At 62.9% G+C, this 17394-nt stretch carries 5 protein-coding genes and 3 pseudogenes; 7 read left to right on the top strand and 1 reads right to left on the bottom strand.

Annotated elements, in window-relative coordinates:
- Nucleotides 1-179 precede the first annotated feature (179 nt).
- The 7 genes and pseudogenes from AC0L7P_RS09515 (at nt 180) to AC0L7P_RS09485 (ending at nt 15997) form a co-directional block, all read left to right on the top strand.
- Nucleotides 180-6577, top strand: a pseudogene (locus AC0L7P_RS09515) (type I polyketide synthase).
- A 2-nt stretch (nt 6578-6579) separates the two neighbouring features.
- Complete coding sequence (locus AC0L7P_RS09510) at nt 6580-7578, top strand: glycosyltransferase family 2 protein (protein ID WP_473432608.1); 999 nt, start codon at nt 6580-6582, stop codon at nt 7576-7578.
- Nucleotides 7575-12067: pseudogene (locus tag AC0L7P_RS09505) on the top strand (MupA/Atu3671 family FMN-dependent luciferase-like monooxygenase). Before AC0L7P_RS09510 ends, AC0L7P_RS09505 begins: the two are co-directional and overlap by 4 nt.
- On the top strand, nt 12064-12786 hold the full coding sequence (locus AC0L7P_RS09500) for a 4'-phosphopantetheinyl transferase family protein (RefSeq protein ID WP_473432607.1): 723 nt from the start codon (nt 12064-12066) through the stop codon (nt 12784-12786). Before AC0L7P_RS09505 ends, AC0L7P_RS09500 begins: the two are co-directional and overlap by 4 nt.
- Nucleotides 12787-12793: 7 nt before the next feature.
- Nucleotides 12794-14695, top strand: coding sequence for a hypothetical protein (locus AC0L7P_RS09495; protein ID WP_473432606.1), 1902 nt, complete (start codon nt 12794-12796; stop codon nt 14693-14695).
- Nucleotides 14668-15174, top strand: coding sequence for a hypothetical protein (locus tag AC0L7P_RS09490; RefSeq protein WP_473432605.1), 507 nt, complete (start codon nt 14668-14670; stop codon nt 15172-15174). The genes AC0L7P_RS09495 and AC0L7P_RS09490 overlap by 28 nt, the downstream gene beginning before the upstream one ends.
- A pseudogene (locus AC0L7P_RS09485) lies at nt 15147-15997 on the top strand (glycosyltransferase family 2 protein). The gene AC0L7P_RS09490 and the pseudogene AC0L7P_RS09485 overlap by 28 nt, the downstream one beginning before the upstream one ends.
- Here AC0L7P_RS09485 and AC0L7P_RS09480 read toward each other — a convergent pair.
- Entirely contained in the window at nt 15994-17202 is a 1209-nt protein-coding gene (locus AC0L7P_RS09480; RefSeq protein ID WP_473432604.1) for a glycosyltransferase, read from the bottom strand. The pseudogene AC0L7P_RS09485 and the gene AC0L7P_RS09480 sit on opposite strands and share 4 nt — an antisense overlap.
- Between the last annotated feature and the right edge of the window lie 192 nt (nt 17203-17394).

Genomic DNA, 17394 nt, shown 5'->3' with positions numbered 1-17394 from the left:
TAAAAATGCCCCTTTCTGCCGCTAGGTCAGGGCACAGGAGCCTGCCCTGTGAGGTCGTTCTGCGCATTTTGACGGGGTATGCCCCGATGTGGCACGACAACAACGGTTCCTGAACCAGTTGCGCCCATATTGCGGGCGCAGCACCAGCGTATGGAACGATCCGGCTTAGGGGGCCTGAGATGAGCAAGGCGCGCGCGATCAAAGGCGAAGACATCGCCATTGTCGGTCTGGCACTGACAGTACCGGGCGCCGATACCCCGGCGCAATTCTGGCAGAACCTGCGCAGCGGCACCGAATCCATCCGCCGTCTTTCCCACGACGATCTGCTTGCCGCTGGCGAATCCGAATCCAACATCCGCCGCAAGAATTACGTCCCCGCCGCCGCCGTGCTGGAGGGATTCGATACGTTTGACGCCGATTTTTTCGGCTTTTCCCCGAAGGAAGCGGCGATCCTTGATCCGCAACACCGCAAATTCCTTGAAACCGCGTGGGAGGCAATGGAAAGCGCCGGCCACACCCCCGAATCCCTGAATGGCAATGTCGGGGTGTTCGCGGGCTGCGGCATGGGCAGCTATTTTTACTTCAACATCTGTTCGAACCCCGATCTGGTGAACGACACCGGCATGTTCCTGCTGCGCCACACCGGCAACGACAAAGATTTCATGTCCACCCGTGTGTCCCATGTGTTTGATCTGAAAGGCCCGTCGATCAACCTGCAAACCGCCTGCTCCACCTCGCTGGTGGCGGTGCATTACGCCTGCAAGGCGCTGAGTGATGGTGATTGCGACATGGCGCTGGCGGGGGTCACCATCGAACTGCCCCACGGGCGCGGATACGAATTCAAGGAAAACGAAATCCTGTCCCCCGATGGCCATTGCCACGCCTTCGATCACCGCGCCCAGGGCACCGTATTTGGCAGCGGTGCAGGCACAGTGACCCTGCGCCGCCTCTCCGATGCCATCAAGGACGGCGATCATATCTGGGCCGTAATCAAGGGCAGCGCGATCAACAACGATGGCGCCGCCAAGGCCGGCTATCTTGCACCATCCGTCGATGGTCAGGCCGCCGCGATCGAAAAGGCGCTGTGCGCCGCGCAGGTTGACCCCGAAACCATTGATTATGTCGAATGCCACGGCACCGGCACCTATCTCGGCGACCCGATCGAAGTCACCGCCCTGAGCGAAGCCTGGCGCAGCCACACCGACGCCACCGGATTTGCCCGCATCGGCAGCGTGAAAACCAACATTGGCCATCTTGATACCGCCGCCGGGGTTGCCGGACTGATCAAGGCGACGCTGGGCCTGCACCACGGTGAAATTCCGCCCTCTCTGGGCTATGAACACCCCAACCCGGCGATTGATTTTGACCATTCGCCGTTTCGCGTGGCCGACCGTCTGATCCCCTGGGTCAGCCACAAAGGCCCGCGCCGCGCCGCGATCAACGCGCTGGGGGTTGGCGGCACCAATGCCCACACCATCATCGAGGAACCGCCCCTTCGCGCCCGCTCTGAGGAAAGCGATTTCCCGTTCCAGATCCTTACGTTATCGGCCCGCAGCAAAGCCGCGCTCGATGCGCAGGCCGCGCAACTGGCGGCCCACCTGCGCGCCCACCCGGAACAGGATCTGGCCGATGTCGCCTTTACCCTGAAAACCGGGCGCCGCGCCTTTGAAAAGCGCCGCACGTTGGTGGCCGAAACCCACGAACAGGCGATTTCCCTGCTGGAGCAGGGCGATATGCGCCGCGTGTTCACCCACGACAAGGTGACCGATACCCCCGACGTCACCTTCATGTTTCCCGGTGGCGGCGCGCAATATCCCGACATGGCGCGCGATCTTTATGAGACTGAACCGGTGTTCGCCGAATGGATGGATCGTGGCCTTGATCACCTCCAACCCCAGCTTGATTACGACATCCGCGCCCTGTGGCTCCCCCCCGAGGCGCGCGAGGCGGCAGAAAAAACCCTGCAAAAACCCTCGGTGCAACTGCCGCTGATCATGATCGTAGAATATGCGTTGGCGCAACTCTGGCTGTCGTGGGGGTGAAACCCACGGCGATGATCGGCCATTCCATGGGCGAAAACACCGCCGCCTGCCTTGCCGGCGTGATGAGCTTTGAGAATTGCATCGACCTCGTGCTGCTGCGCGGGCGGTTGTTTGATACGGTGGCGCCGGGCGGGATGCTGTCCATCGCCCTGCCCCTGACCGAAGTGCAGCCGCTGCTTGGCGACGATCTGGACATCGCCAGCGTAAATGCCCCGGCGCTGACGGCGGTGTCCGGCCCGCAATCAGCCCTTGATGCCCTTGAAACGACCCTGAAATCCCGCGAGGTAGAGTGTCAGCGGATCGCCATCGACATCGCCGCCCATTCGCGCATGCTTGACGCAATCCTGCCCCGATATCGCGCCTTTCTTGCCAGCCTTGATCTGGCGCCGCCGACATTGCCCGTGATTTCCAATCGCACCGGCACCCCCCTTACCGCAGAACAGGCCACCGACCCCGATTATTGGGTCGCGCAACTGCGCAATACCGTGTTGTTCGCCGATGGCATCGCCCATCTGGGGCAAAACCCGCGCCGTGTGTATCTTGAGGTTGGCCCCGGCAAGGCCCTGTCGTCACTGGCGCAAATGGGCAAAGGTGTTTCCCCCAATCAGGTGATTTCCGCCCTGCGCCATGCAAATCAGGATATGGCCGACGATACCTATTTCCTCCAAACCATCGGCCGCCTCTGGGCCACGGGGGTTGAGGCGGACTGGCAACAGATCTGGGGTGAATCCCGGCGCAACCGCGTGGTTTTGCCCACCTATCCGTTCCAACGCAGCCGCTATTTCATCGAACCGGGCAAAAACGTTGAAAATCATGATATTACCCTGCCCACCCGCCACGATGACCTGTCAGAATGGGCCTATCGCCCGGTGTGGCGGCAACGGTTAAGCGAACTTGATGCAGAGGTTGAAGATTGCATTACAAACACCTGTAATTGGGTTATTTTCAGGGATGATACAGGCGTTGCTGATGCTCTGATCAGCCGGCTGCGCACCGCGGGCCATCGCGTGATCTCGGTTGTATCCGGCGATACCTATGCCCATCTGTCGGGCGACGATTATACCCTGTCGCCCGAGCGGGGCCGCGAAGGCTATGACAGTCTCATGGCCGATCTGGCCGGGCGCGATGCCCTGCCACGCCGGATCGCCCATTTCTGGCTGTTGACCGAGCGTGAAACCTTCCGCCCCGGCAGCAGCTTTTTCGATAGAAATCAGGAACATGGGTTCTATTCCCTCATGTTTCTGGCCCAAGCCATTTCCGACCATGACATGGGCGATATACATATCACCTGCATCACCAACGATGCGGCGCAAGTCGCAAACGAACCGCTATCCTATCCCGAAAAGGCAATGGTTTCAGGCCCCTTGGGCGTGATCCCCCGGGAATTGCCCGGCGTCACCTGCGCCCATCTCGATATCGAACTGCCGCGCAAAAGCGCCCGCGCCACCCTGACTGACCGCCTGCTGGAAGACCTGCTCGCGCCTCCCGCCAACACCACCGCCGCCTGGCGCGGCGACAAACGGTTCGCCCCATCCATGCGCCCGGTCAAACTGCCCGAGGCCCAGCAAAGCCCTTGGCGCGATGGCGCCACCTATCTGATAACAGGCGGTTTTGGCGGCATCGGGCTGACCATTGCCGCCGATCTGATCACGCAGCACAATGCCAATATCGTCCTGCTCAGCCGCACGGCACTGCCCGACCGCGAAGAATGGGACAGGCACCTGCGCACCCACAGCCCCGCCGATAAAACCGTCCGCGCCATTACCGCGCTGCGCGCTCTTGAGGCGGCAGGTGGTCAGGTGATGGTCTGTCAGGCCGATGTCTGCGATGTCGATCAGATGCGCGATGCCATCGCCCAAGCCACGGAAAAGTTTGGAAAAATCAGCGGTGTCATCCACGCAGCCGGCATGATTGACGATGGCCCCCTTCTGGCCAAATCACGGTTTGAGGTCGAGGCGGTTTTCGCACCAAAAATCAACGGCTTGCGTGTAATTGACGCGCTGTTCCCCGATGGCGCGCTTGACTGCCTCGTGCTGTTTTCGTCCACGTCCACCGCGATACGGGCGGCGGGGCAGATCGATTATGTGGCCGCGAACGACTATCTCAACGCCTTTGCCAAATCCCGCCGGACCGCAAAAACCCGCGTGATTTCAATAAATTGGGGTGTCTGGTCCGAGGTTGGAATGGCAGCCGAAGCAACCGCCACCAATACGCCAGCCGATTTCACGACGACAAATCAACCCCTGCTGCGCCGGGCCGGGTTTGACACAACCGGCAACCGGGTTTTCCAGAGCGATCTGTCAGCAACCACCGATTGGGTGCTGAACGACCACCGCACCAATGCGGGTGATGCCCTTCTGCCCGGCACCGGATACATTCAGATCGCCGCAGAAACAATTGCAATACAACAAGAAAAATCCACGTTTGAATTGCAGGATCTGACATTCTTCAGCCCCTTTGACGTGGGCGCGCAGGGGCGTGAACTTAAGGTTCGGCTTTCTCGGGCGGATGACGGGCAAACCCTTGAAATCCTTGGTGGCGTCACCGTCGATGGCAGGCAGGGTCATGTGCTGAATGCCCAAGCCACGCTGCTGCCCCTGTGCGACGATCCGGGAAAGGTGGATCTTGCGGAAATCGCCGCCCGCTGCCCAAATGTGGCAAGCGAATTGAAGTCACCGCAAGAGGCACAGCTTGCCTTTGGCCCCCGCTGGCAAGTTATTGAAAAGATGTCGTTCGGCACGGGCGAAGGACTGGCCGAACTTGCGCTGCCCGACGGGTTTCGCAACGACCTGGGCGACGGATACACGGCGCACCCGGGCCTGCTCGACCTTGCCACCGGCTGGGCGATTTCGCTGGCCCCGGGCTATGCGCCCGATCACCTTTGGGTGCCGTTGTCCTATGGCACGATCCGGGTGTTCGCGCCGCTGCCAGCCGAAATCACCAGTTGGATGCGCCTTGCCCCCGGGGGCGACACGCAGGATGGCTATGCCAATTTCGATGTAACGATCACCGATCGTGATGGCAACATCGTGATAGAAGTCTTTGATTTTGCAATGAAACGAATTCAATCCGCCGCATTTGCAAAAGCCACGCCCGTGCCCGCCTCTGAGGTGGAATTCGCCGATAGAACCGCGCGGCCCCCCTCGCCCGAGGAAGAGCGGCTGGCCGAGATCGTCGCCCTTGGCATCCGCCCGACCGAGGGCGCCGAGGCATTGCGCCGGGCGCTGGCGCTGGCCATCAAAACCGACACGGCGCAGATCGCCCTTTCGCCTCTTGATCTGCCCACCCTCATCGCCCGCGCGGCGGCACCGGCCCGGAAACCCACCGCCGACAGTCAGACCTTTGAACGCCCGCAACTGGACGGCGCCTTCATCGCCCCGCGCAACGGAATCGAGGAAACGCTGGCCGGGTTCTGGCAAAACCTTCTGGGCATTTCACAGGTCGGGGTCGAGGACAGCTTTTTCGACCTCGGCGGTCATTCCCTGATCGCGGTGCGACTGTTTGCCCAGATAAACAAGGCGTTTGGCGTGCAATTTCCGATCTCGACCCTGTTTGAGGCCCCGACCATCGCCGCCTGCGCCGATCTGATCGCGGCGCGCGTCGGCCATGTCACGGGCGCCGCCGCCGATGCCGGCAGCAGCGCCGCAGGTGGCCCGGGTTTCGACCATCTGGTCGCTTTGCATCAGGGCAGTGGCGGCGCGAAAACCCCCATGTTCATCGTCGCCGGCATGTTCGGCAATGTGATGAACCTGCGCCATCTTGGCCTGTCTCTGGGGCAGGATCGCCCGGTTTACGGGCTTCAGGCGCGGGGCCTTGTGGGCGATATTGAACCGCACCGCACCATCACCGATGCCGCGACCGCCTATCTGGCCGAACTGCGGCAGGTGCAGCCCCACGGCCCCTATATGCTGGGCGGGTTTTCCGGTGGCGGAATAACCGCTTATGAGATGGCACACCAATTGCGCGCCGAGGGTGAACAGGTGTCGGTTCTGGCCCTGCTTGACACACCATTGCCCGTGCGCCCACCGCTTAACCGGCGGGACAAGGCGATGATAAAAACACAAGAGATAAGACGCAAGGGTCTGAAGTACCTCGGCGAATGGGCACGCAACCGGATCGCGTGGGAGTTTGAAAAACGCCGCGCCCCCGATGCGCCCACCGGCGACAACGCCTTTGACAACGCCAAGATCGAAGCGGCGTTTCGCCGTGCCGTCGAAACCTATGATCTGCGCCCCTGGGATGGCCCGTTGACCCTGTTCCGTCCGCCTCTTGACCGCCATTGGCAGGTGTCGAATGGCAACTGGGTAAGCGCGGCGCGCGAATATGTTTTCGACGACAACGATTGGACAGGCACCGCCCCCCATATCGACGTGATCGAGGTGCCGGGCGATCACGACAGCATGGTTTTGGTGCCTAATGTCAACGTGTTGGCCGCGCGTCTTAAACAGGTAATCCGCGCCGCCGAACGGGCACAGCGGGTGCCGCGGCGCAATCGCACGCCCGATCATTCGCCCCGGCTCCAGGCGGCGGAGTAACCATGACAACCCTTCTCACCGTCTTGCTGAACTATCGCACCGCGCCCATGACCCTGCGCGCCGCCGAGGCCGCGCTGGCCGATATGACGGGGATCGCGAGCGAATTGGTGATCGTCGACAATGCCTCGGGCGATGGCAGCTTTGAAATGCTGCGCGACACCGCCGAGGCGCGGGGATGGGGCGCGCAGGGCCGCGTTCGGGTGATTCAGGCGGGGCGCAATGGCGGCTTTGGCGCGGGCAACAATGTGGGCATCCGCGCGGGGCTGTCGGATGGCAGCGCGCCGGATTATATCTATATCCTCAATTCCGATGCCTTCCCCGATCCGGGCTGTATCGCCACGCTGATCAGGTTCCTCGACAGCCACCCCAGGGCAGGGTTTGCAGGCAGCCATGTGCGCGGCGAAGACGATGTAACCCATTGCACCGCCTTTCGTTTTCCCTCGATCGCCGGCGAATTTGAGGGCGCGGTGCGCACCGGCATCTTTTCGCGCTTGTTGAAAAACGCCATCGTCGCCCTGCCAATCCCCGAGCAGGCACAGCGCGTCGATTGGGTGGCGGGGGCCAGCCTGATGGTGCGCCGCAGCGCGCTTGACGACATCGGGCTGTTTGACGAAACTTTCTTTCTTTATTTCGAGGAAACCGATCTGGCCCGCCGCGCCGCCAACGCGGGGTGGGAGACATGGTATATCCCCGACAGCCGGGTCGTGCATATCGGATCGGTTTCGACGGGCATGAAAACATGGCGCCGGATGCCCCGCTATTGGTTTGAGTCCCGCCAACATTATTTCCGTAAAAACCACGGACGCGCATATGGCGCACTGGCCACGACATCGCTGATCGCCGGGGCCGCCCTGTGGCGGCTGCGCTGCGCGATTCAGCGCCGCCCCCTGCGCGACCCCGCCCATTTCCTGCGCGATCTGATTGCCCATTCCATTGGCCGGTCGCCGCGCCCTGTTGAACCATCCCTGCCCACACAGACCCTCAGTGAGGACCGCAAATGACCCATTTCAGCACTGTCTTGATCGGGGACGAATCCCTGTTGATCGGCTGTGGCGACATGCTGCGCGCGCGCGGGCATGACATTGCCGCCGTGGTATCGCGCGACGGCGCGATCACCGCCTGGGCCAATGAAAACGGCCTTCCTTTGGTGGCCCGGGCGGATGATCTGGCGGTGCCGGTCGACTGGCTGCTGTCCATCGCCAACCTGTCGGTGATCCCCGATGCCGTGCTGGCACAGGCGGGCAAGGGGGCGGTGAATTTTCACGATGGCCCCCTGCCGCAGATGGCCGGGCTGAACACCCCCGCATGGGCGCGCATTCTGGGCCACACCAGCCACGGTATCACCTGGCACATGATCGAAGGCGGCATTGATGAAGGCGACATTCTGGAACAACGCCTGTTTGATATTGCCCCGGAAGACACGGCATTTTCCCTGAATTCGAAATGTTACGCTGCGGCGATGGACAGTTTCCCGGCGTTGATCGATCAGTTGGAAACCGGGCTGAACCGGCAGGCACAGGATTTGTCACAAAGGCGTTATTTTGCCCGCAACGCGCGGCCCGAAAATGCCGGGATGCTGGATTTTTCGCAAGGCAGCGATCACCTGATCGCACTGGTGCGCGGCCTTGATTTCAACGGCTATAAAAACCCCCTGAGCCGGGCGAAAATCGCCACCACCGGCCTGCCGCTTTTGGTGCGCGGCATTGAAACCACCGACGACACCGGCGCCCCCGGCACGATTATCGCCGCAACCCGCGACAGCGCAACAATCGCCACCCTTGACGGTGCGGTGCGCCTGACCGGGCTGACCAACCCCTTGGGCCAATCGGTGGACGCTGCCGCGCTGCTGCCCGTGGGCCATGTGATCGCACCGCCCGCCCCGGGCGACACCGCCGCGCTGATCCCCGGTGAGGGATACTGGCGCGCGCAACTGAAAACCGCCACCCCCTTTCCCCTGCCCCTTGCCGGGCCACTGGGCATCGAACAGGATTGGCACAGCCGCAGATTGGACCTGCCCGCGCTGGAGCGTGAGGCGCTGATCGCGCTGATTGCCCAGTGGGCGCGTCTGTCCTGCGGCGCGGCATCAGGCGACATTGGTTTCACCAGCGCCGCCCTGGCCCGCCATGTAAAACAGGCCCCGGGTCTTGTGGCGACCACCGCGTTCTTGCGCATCCCCGAGGGGGATCAGGCAACGATCCGCGCCGCCATCGCACCGCAGCTTGCCAAAATCGCCAAACACCCCGGGTTTCTGCGTGATCTGTTCACCCGCGACCCCGACATCGCGCTGGCCCGCCCGGGCATCTGCATCTCGGAGGCCGGCACGGTTTTCGGCACCGCCATCACCGTGACGCTGGATGATGCCACGCTGCATTGGGACGCGAACCGTCTGAGCGAGGCGGCCATCGACCTGCTGATCGCGCGCCTCACCGCTCTGGCCAACGGCGATACCCTGCCCGAGGCCGAGTGGAGCGCGTTGATCGAATCCCGCAATGCCACCGCCACCGACCATGACCGCAGCCTGACCACCCACGCCGCGTTCGAGGCGCAGGTGGCCCGCACCCCCGAAGCATTGGCGCTGGTGTTTGAGGGCGAAACCCTCACCTATGGCCAACTGAATACCGCAGCCAACCGCATGGCCCATACCCTGCGCGCCATGGGCGTTGGGCCGGGGGCCCACGTGGGGATCTGCGTCAACCGCTCGCCCGATCTGCTGATCGGAACACTGGCGATCATGAAGGCCGGGGGCGCCTATGTGCCCCTTGATCCGGCCTATCCGACAGATCGCATCGCCCATTATGTGAGTGACAGTCAGGCCAGCGTGATCATCGCCCAACCCGGGTTGATCGCCACCCTGCCCGCCAGCGGCGCACAGGTTCTGGTCAGTGATGATCCGCGCCTTGCCACCGCCTCCGACACGAACCCCGAGGGCGGCGCCGGGCCGGGTGATCTGGCTTATCTGATTTACACCTCCGGCTCCACCGGCCTGCCCAAGGGCGTGATGATCGAACACCGCAACGTGGTGAATTTCTTTGCCGGGATGGATCAGCGGATCGACCATGAACAGGGCGCGGTCTGGCTTGCCGTTACCTCGCTTTCCTTCGATATTTCGGTGCTGGAGCTGTTCTGGACCCTGGCGCGGGGGTTCAAGCTGGTGCTGTCATCGGACGAAAACCGCGCGCTGATTGCCGGTGACACCCCGGCGCGCAGTGACCGGCACATGGATTTCAACCTGTTTTACTGGGGCAACGACGACGGTGTCGGGCCAAAGAAATATGAACTGCTGTTGGAGGGGGCAAAATTTGCCGATGCCAACGGGTTCAACGCCGTCTGGACGCCCGAGCGGCATTTTCACGCCTTTGGCGGCCCCTATCCCAACCCATCGGTGACGGGCGCCGCCGTGGCGGCGGTGACGCAAAACCTGTCGGTGCGCGCCGGGTCTTGCGTGGCCCCCTGCACCATCCGGCCCGGATTGCCGAGGAATGGGCGGTGATCGACAACCTGACCAACGGGCGCGCCGGGCTGGCCATCGCCAGCGGATGGCAGCCCGATGATTTTGTGCTGCGCCCCGAAAATACCCCCGCCAACAAACCGGCGATGTTTGCCGCGATCGACACCCTGCGCAAACTCTGGCGCGGTGACGCGGTGGAATTCCCCACCAAAGACGGCACGCCCTTTGCCGTAATCACCCAACCCCGCCCCGTGTCAGCCGACCTGCCCATCTGGGTGACGACTGCGGGCAACCCCGACACATGGCGCGAAGCAGGCAGCATCGGTGCCAACGTATTGACCCACCTGTTGGGCCAAAGCGTGGATGAGGTGGCGGGCAAGATCGCCATCTATCACGACGCCCTGCGCGCGGCGGGCCATGATCCGGCAGATCACAAAGTCACGCTGATGCTGCACACCTATCTGGCGCAGGATCGTGAAACCGCGCGCGACATCGCCCGCGACCCGATGAAGGATTATCTGCGCAGCGCGGCGGGCCTGATCAAACAATACGCCTGGGCCTTTCCGGCCTTCAAACGCCCCAAAGGTGTCACCAACCCGTTTCAGGTGGATCTGGGCGGGTTGGCCGATGAGGAAATGGAAGCGATCCTTGATTTCGCCTTCCTGCGGTATTTCGAGGATTCCGGCCTGTTCGGCACCATTGACGATGCCGTCGCCCGCGCCGAACAGTTGAAGCGCATCGGCGTCGATGAAATCGCCTGTCTGATTGATTACGGTATCGCGCCCGATCTGGTGCTTGAGGGGCTGAAACCCCTGGCCGAGGCATTGCACCGAACGAACACCACCACCGCCCCCGCCGAGGATGATTTTTCCATCGCCGCACAGATCCGCCGCCACGGGGTGACGCATCTGCAATGCACCCCGTCCATGGCGCGGATGATCGCCATGAACGACGACGCGCGCCTGGCCCTTGGCCGGATAAAAACCCTGATGATCGGCGGCGAGGCATTGCCGGGCGATCTGGTGACATCTCTGCGCGGCTGCACCGGCGCGCAGATCCTCAACATGTATGGACCGACGGAAACCACCATCTGGTCCACCGTCCAATCGGTGACAGAGGCGCCCGATATTCAGCCCATCGGCACGCCCATCGCCAATACACAGGTTTATGTCCTTGATCCCCATGGCACCCCGGCCCCCATTGGCGTGGCAGGCGAATTGTTCATCGGCGGCGAGGGTGTAACGCGCGGCTATTGGCAGCGGGATGAGTTGACCGCCGAACGCTTTCCGCCCAACCCGTTCCATGGGGGGCGCATGTACAACACCGGCGATCTGGTGCGGTGGCGGATGGATGGCGCCCTCGATTTTCTGGGGCGCAGCGATCATCAGGTGAAAATCCGCGGCCACCGGATTGAACTGGGCGAGATCGAGGCGCGGCTGGCCGAACATCCCGCCGTCAAACAGGCGGTGGTCATTGCGCGCGATATGGGCGGCGATACGCGGCTGGTGGCCTATGTCACCGCCGGTGCGCCCCTGACGGAACCCGCCATGCGCGCCCATCTGGCCATTCTGCCCGACATCATGATCCCGGCACATCTGGTCACGCTCGATCACTTTCCGCTGACCCCGAACAAAAAGGTGGATCGGGGCGCCCTGCCCGAACCGCAACCCGAACGCGCCCCAAGGCCCGCAAATCTGGGGGCCGCAGCGGAAAACCCGGCCGAAGCGGCGATTGCCGCGATCTGGGCGCGTATCCTTGGGGTGGGTGATATTCGCGGCGATGACAATTTTTTCGCCCTTGGCGGTCATTCCCTGCTGGCGGTGCAGGCGCACCGCGAAATCCGCGCGGCGCTGAATGCCCCGCGCCTGTCGATCACCGATATTTTCCGTTTTCCCACTTTGGCGGCGCTGGCGGCGCATCTGACCAAGGGGCAATCCCCCACCACAGACGCTGCGCAAAGGGTTGACGACAGCCCGGCGCGCGCCGAAACCATATCCCGGCGGCGCGCCATGCGGGCGGGTCGCGGGAGCAAAACAGGGTGATCGCCATTTCCGACTTTCCCATTTCCGACACCGCCTTTTCCGGGGCGATGGTTGAACCCTTTGTGCGCCGGTTGTTCGACAGTGACGTGGCGATTGCCCTGTGTGATCCACGTGCGCCCATGGGCAACCTGCTGCGCCCCGAACGGGCGGGGATGACGCGGATGGTGGCCAAGCGACAGTTGGAATTCACCGCCGGGCGCATTGCCGCCCAGCGGGCCATGGCCGCCCTTGGCCATCCGGCCCAGCCGGTTCTGCCCGGGCCAGACCGTGCCCCGATCTGGCCCGGTGGCCTTGTCGGAAGTCTGAGCCATTGCGACAGCCTGTGCCTGTGCGCCATGGCCCGCGCCCGCGATGTGCAATCCCTTGGGGTGGATGTGGAAGAGGATGAACCGCTTGATCCCGACATGATCGACATGATCTGCACCACGCCCGAGCAGAACTGGCTGAACGACCAGCCTCGGGGCGATATGGCGCGATTGGCCAAGCTGATCTTCAGCGCCAAGGAAACCGCCTATAAGGCGCAATACCCCCTGTCGCGCGAGGTGCTGGATTTTCAAGCCATCGCCATTCTGCCCGATCTTGACCATGGCACCTATCGCGCCACATTTACCCGTGCGGTTGGCCCCTTTGCCAGCGGCACGGTTCTGGCGGGGCGGTTTGCCCGCGCCCATGGGTTGATCCTGACGGGGCTGACCCTGCACCACCCCGGCCAAAGGTGACCAAGGCATGAGCCTGCTGTCCACCCTTTCCACCGTTCTGATGATCGGCCATTCCCTGATCGGCCCGGATCAGCCGGGCATGCTGGAACAGCTTTTGCAGGCGGGGGGCGGCGATGCCCATGTCGAGGCGCAGATCATCAACGGCGCGCCCCTGAAATGGAACTGGGACAATCCCGAGGTTCGCTTTGGGGTGAATGCCCGCGCCGCATTGCCCAATGGCTATGACGCGCTGATCCTGACCGAGGCGATTCCGCTGGCCAATCATGTGCAGTGGAGCGACAGCGCCGGATATGCCGCGCGCTTTGGCGACCTGGCGCGCCAGGGCAACCCCGATGTGCGGGTGTTCATGCTGGAAACCTGGCATTCCCTGAACAGTGGCACCGGCACCGCCGTGGAATTTGACGATGGCGCCGAAGTGCCCTGGCGCCAGCGGATCACCGAGGATCTGCCGATCTGGCAGCGGCTGGCGGATGCGGCAAACGGCACCCTTATTCCGGCAGGGCAGGCCATGGGCCGGCTGGCCGATGCCATCGACGCGGGCGATGTGCCGGGGTTGAACGACATCCACGCTCTGTTTGACGATGATATTCACCCCAACGCATTGGGCCATTATTTCGTGGCACTGGTCAGCTATGCCATGCTCAGCGGCCAAGACCCGAAAGGCCTGCCCCACGCGATGCGCGGGCGATACGACCGCAGCCTTGCAACCGCCGATCCGGCGCTGATTGCGCGCTTACAGGCGATTGCCGGGGAAACCGCCCGCGCATTCGCCAGTGCATCCCCGCCGGAAACCACGCCGGTGCAACCAAACGCGCCTGCCCCCGTAACGGTGCCGCCCGTGGCCCCTGAAACGGCGCCTGTTTCCGCCCATGTCACGGATATGGCGATCAACCTTGCCGCCATCAACGATTGGGGTGTGCAACTGCCGTTTCTTGATCTGATGAAAACCGCCCGCCCGTGGATTGGCCACAAACCCCGGCAATGGGGCGGGGTCGAGGTGGGCGATCTGCGCGCCGACGGGGTGCTGGGCGGTGATGGCTGGCCCCTTCGCCTGCCCCACAGTCTGAGCAGTATCGGCACCCTGATCCTGACCGATCTGCCCGAAAACACCGGGGGTGTTACGGGCCAGTATGTGTTGCGGTTTCAAGGCAAGGGCATTGTCGAGGTCGCGGGGCGCGGGCGCAACCAACGCTATGGCAAGACCAGCGTGACGTTCGATTACACCCCCGGCCCCGGCGGGGTGGACATTCGCATTCAACGCACCGACCCGGCCGATCCGGTGCGCGCGATCACCGTGGTGCGCGCCGACCGGGTGGCGGATTTCGACAATGGCGCGGTGTTCAACCCGGACTGGATTTCGCTATTGCACGGCTTTGGCGCGCTGCGGTTCATGGATTGGATGGCCACCAACAATTCCACCCAATCCACATGGGCCAACCGCCCGAAACCCGGTGATTATACCTATGCCGAAAAAGGTGTGCCGGTCGAAGTGATGCTGCGGCTGGCCAATAGGGTGGGCGCCGATCCGTGGTTCAACATGCCCCATCTGGCGGATGATGCCTATGTCACCGGTTTTGCCAGTGTCGTGCGCGACGGTCTGAACCCTGAACACCGCGCCTATGTGGAGTTTTCAAACGAGGTGTGGAATTGGCAGTTCGCCCAAACCAAATGGGCCGATGAACAGGCCAAAGCGCGCTGGAACACCGACAATGCCGGGGTGCAATATTACGCCATGCGCGCCGCCGAGGTGGCTGGCCTGTGGTCCGCCATCCTGCCCGCTGACCGGCTGGTCAATGTGATTTCCACCCAAACCGGATGGCTGGGTCTGGAAGACGCGATCCTGACCGCGCCCCTTTCGGTGGCCGAGGGCCACGCCCCCCGGTGGATGCCTTTGATGCCTATGCCGTGACCGGGTATTTCGGCGGCATTCTTGGCACCGAGGCCCGGGCAGATATTGTGCGCGGCTGGTTGGCACAGGGTGTGGACCACGCCACTGCCATGGCGGCGCAGGAATTGCGCGACGGGTCAATCACCGGCGATACCACCGATACGCTGGCCGATCTTCTGGGCCGGGTTCTGCCCTATCACAAGGGGGTGGCCGATCAATACGGCCTGCGCCTGATCATGTATGAGGGCGGCACCCATCTGACCGGAATCGGCCCCATGGTGGATGATGCCGCGCTTACGGATTTCTTCATACATTTCAATTACACCCCTGAAATGGGCGCGCTTTATACGACGTTAATTGCGGGCTGGTATGCATTGGGCGGACAGATGTTCAACGCCTATGACGATGTGTATGCGCCCAGCAAATGGGGCAGTTGGGGCGCGCGGCGGCACTTGGACGATGACAATCCTCGCTGGCGGGCGCTGAAGGCCGCTCAGTGACGGTAAGCGTGATCCTCCCCGCCCATAATGAGGCGGGGTATCTTGGCACCTGTCTTGGGGCGCTGCTGCGCTCTGACGGGCCGGGGATGCAGATCATCGTCGTGGCCAATGGCTGTAGCGATGATACCGCCGCAGTGGCCCGTGGTTTTGCCCCCGCGGCGGCGCAGCGGTGCAGCACCCTTGCAGTGATCGAAACGCCCGAGGGGGGCAAGCTGAACGCGCTCAATCTGGGGGATGCTGCGGCATCGGGCAATATTCGACTCTATCTCGATGCCGATGTGGTGGTAACCCCGCCCCTGATCGCCCAGATCGCCGGGGCGTTGGATGGCCCCGCGCCCGGATATGCCTGTGGCAGCCCCCATGTCAGCCGGGCGCACAGTTGGATCACCCGCGCCTATGCACGGTTTTGGGTCACCCTGCCCTTTGTCACCCAGGGCGCGCCGGGGTTCGGGGTGTTTGCTGTCAATGCCGCCGGGCGCGCCCGCTGGGGGCCTTTCCCCATATTATTTCGGACGACACCTTTGTGCGGCTGCAATTTGCGCCCGGTGAACGGCACCGGGTTGGCGCCGGTTATGACTGGCCCATGGTCGAAGGTTTTGGCAATCTGGTGCGGGTCCGGCGGCGCCAGAACGCGGGGGTTGATGAAATCGCCCGACGCTTTCCCGCCCTGCTGCGCAACGACGATCCCCCCGGCGTGACGCCCGGGGGATTGCTGCGCCGGATGCTGCGCGATCCGGTCGGGTTTGCGGTGTATGTCGCCGTGGCGCTGGCGGTGAAATCACCGCTGTTTGCCAGCACCTCGCCCTGGGCGCGCGGGCGTTAACCCACGGCGGCGCGGATGTGTTCGGCCAGTTTGGCCGCCTCAACATCGACATCATGACGCGTCAGCACCCGTTTGCGCCCGGCCAGGCCCATTTCAACCATCCGTTCGGGCGAGGTGTTGAACAATTCGATCAGCACATCCGCCAGCGCCGCGTCATCGCCCGCAGGCACCAGCCAGCCGGCATCGGGGGTGACCAGTTCGGGAATCCCGGCGATATAGGTGGAAATCACCGGGCGGCCCGTGGCCATCGCCTCCATCATCACCATGGGCAGGCCTTCGGCAAAGCTGGGCATCAACAGCGCGTGGGAATTGGCAAGTTCAGCGTTTACCCGTTCTTCATCGACCCAGCCGGTGAGGGTGACGCGGTCCTCGATCCCGGCCTCCCGGAGCGCCCTTTCCACATCCGGGCGCATATGGCCATCACCCACCAGCGTCAGGTGAATGTTGGGGTGGCTGTCTTTCAGGCGGGCCATGGCGCGCACCAGAAACATCTGGCCCTTTTGTTCCACGAACCGCCCGATCAGCACCACGCGCAGCACATCGCCCCGTTCGGGCAGCGGCGTGACCTCGGGGAACACCTCGGGTTCGATCCCGCATTGCACGACCTTGATCCGGTCCCAGACATCAAACCCGGCCCAGCGAAAAAGCTGCGAGCGGCCAAACTGGCTGACCCCGACGGCAAAGGCCGAATGGCGCATCTTTTCGCCCAGCGACAGCGCCTCGGGCGTGTCGAATTCTTCGGGACCGTGCACGGTAAAGCTGAACTGCGGGCCGCCCATGGCCCGGGCCAGCATGGCAACGGCGGGGGCGTTGGTGCCGAAATGGCAATGCACATGCTGCACCCCCTCATCGGCGCAGCGTTGCACCACATAGGCCGCCTCGACCACATAGCCAAGATGGCTGAGCAGATGCCCCCGCGCCCGGCGCGCCAGCCCCATGGTCAGCTTGAACGCCCGCAACACCCCACCCGGATTGCGCAACAGATGGCGGCCAAAATTGCCAAGCAATTTGCCCATCCCCTGCTGTAACACATATTCCGAACGCTGCCGTTCGGCCTCATTCGCGGGATCGACCAGCACATCATTGAAACGCCGCATGGGCAGGCGCAGCACCTCGAACCCCTGTCGTTCCATCGCGTGAATTTCCCGTCGGATGAAACTTTGCGACGGCTGCGGATAGGTGTTCATCACATATGCGATCTTCACGGCTGGCGGTCCTTAATATTGATTTTATCACGCCCTTGAATAGCGGCCGAAGGACAACGGCACCGATTGCGATTTCCTACACCCGGACAGTGCGCAATTCACGGCACGACTGTGGCGGAAACAGGGAAAATCTTAGGGATTAACGCTGGCCAATGTCCAGCCTTCCCCCATAAACAGGCTTAACAAGTGAAG

The organism is Oceaniglobus sp. K40-3 (genome assembly GCF_055808395.1).
The sequence above is the reverse complement of the archived record's forward strand: the minus strand, read 5'-3'. Positions and strand labels throughout refer to the sequence as shown.

Coding starts and splice junctions, on each gene's coding strand:
- AC0L7P_RS09495 (WP_473432606.1), top strand. CDS start 12,794: ATGAGCCTGCTGTCCACCCTTTCCACCGTTCTGATGATCGGCCATTCC.
- AC0L7P_RS09510 (WP_473432608.1), top strand. CDS start 6,580: ATGACAACCCTTCTCACCGTCTTGCTGAACTATCGCACCGCGCCCATG.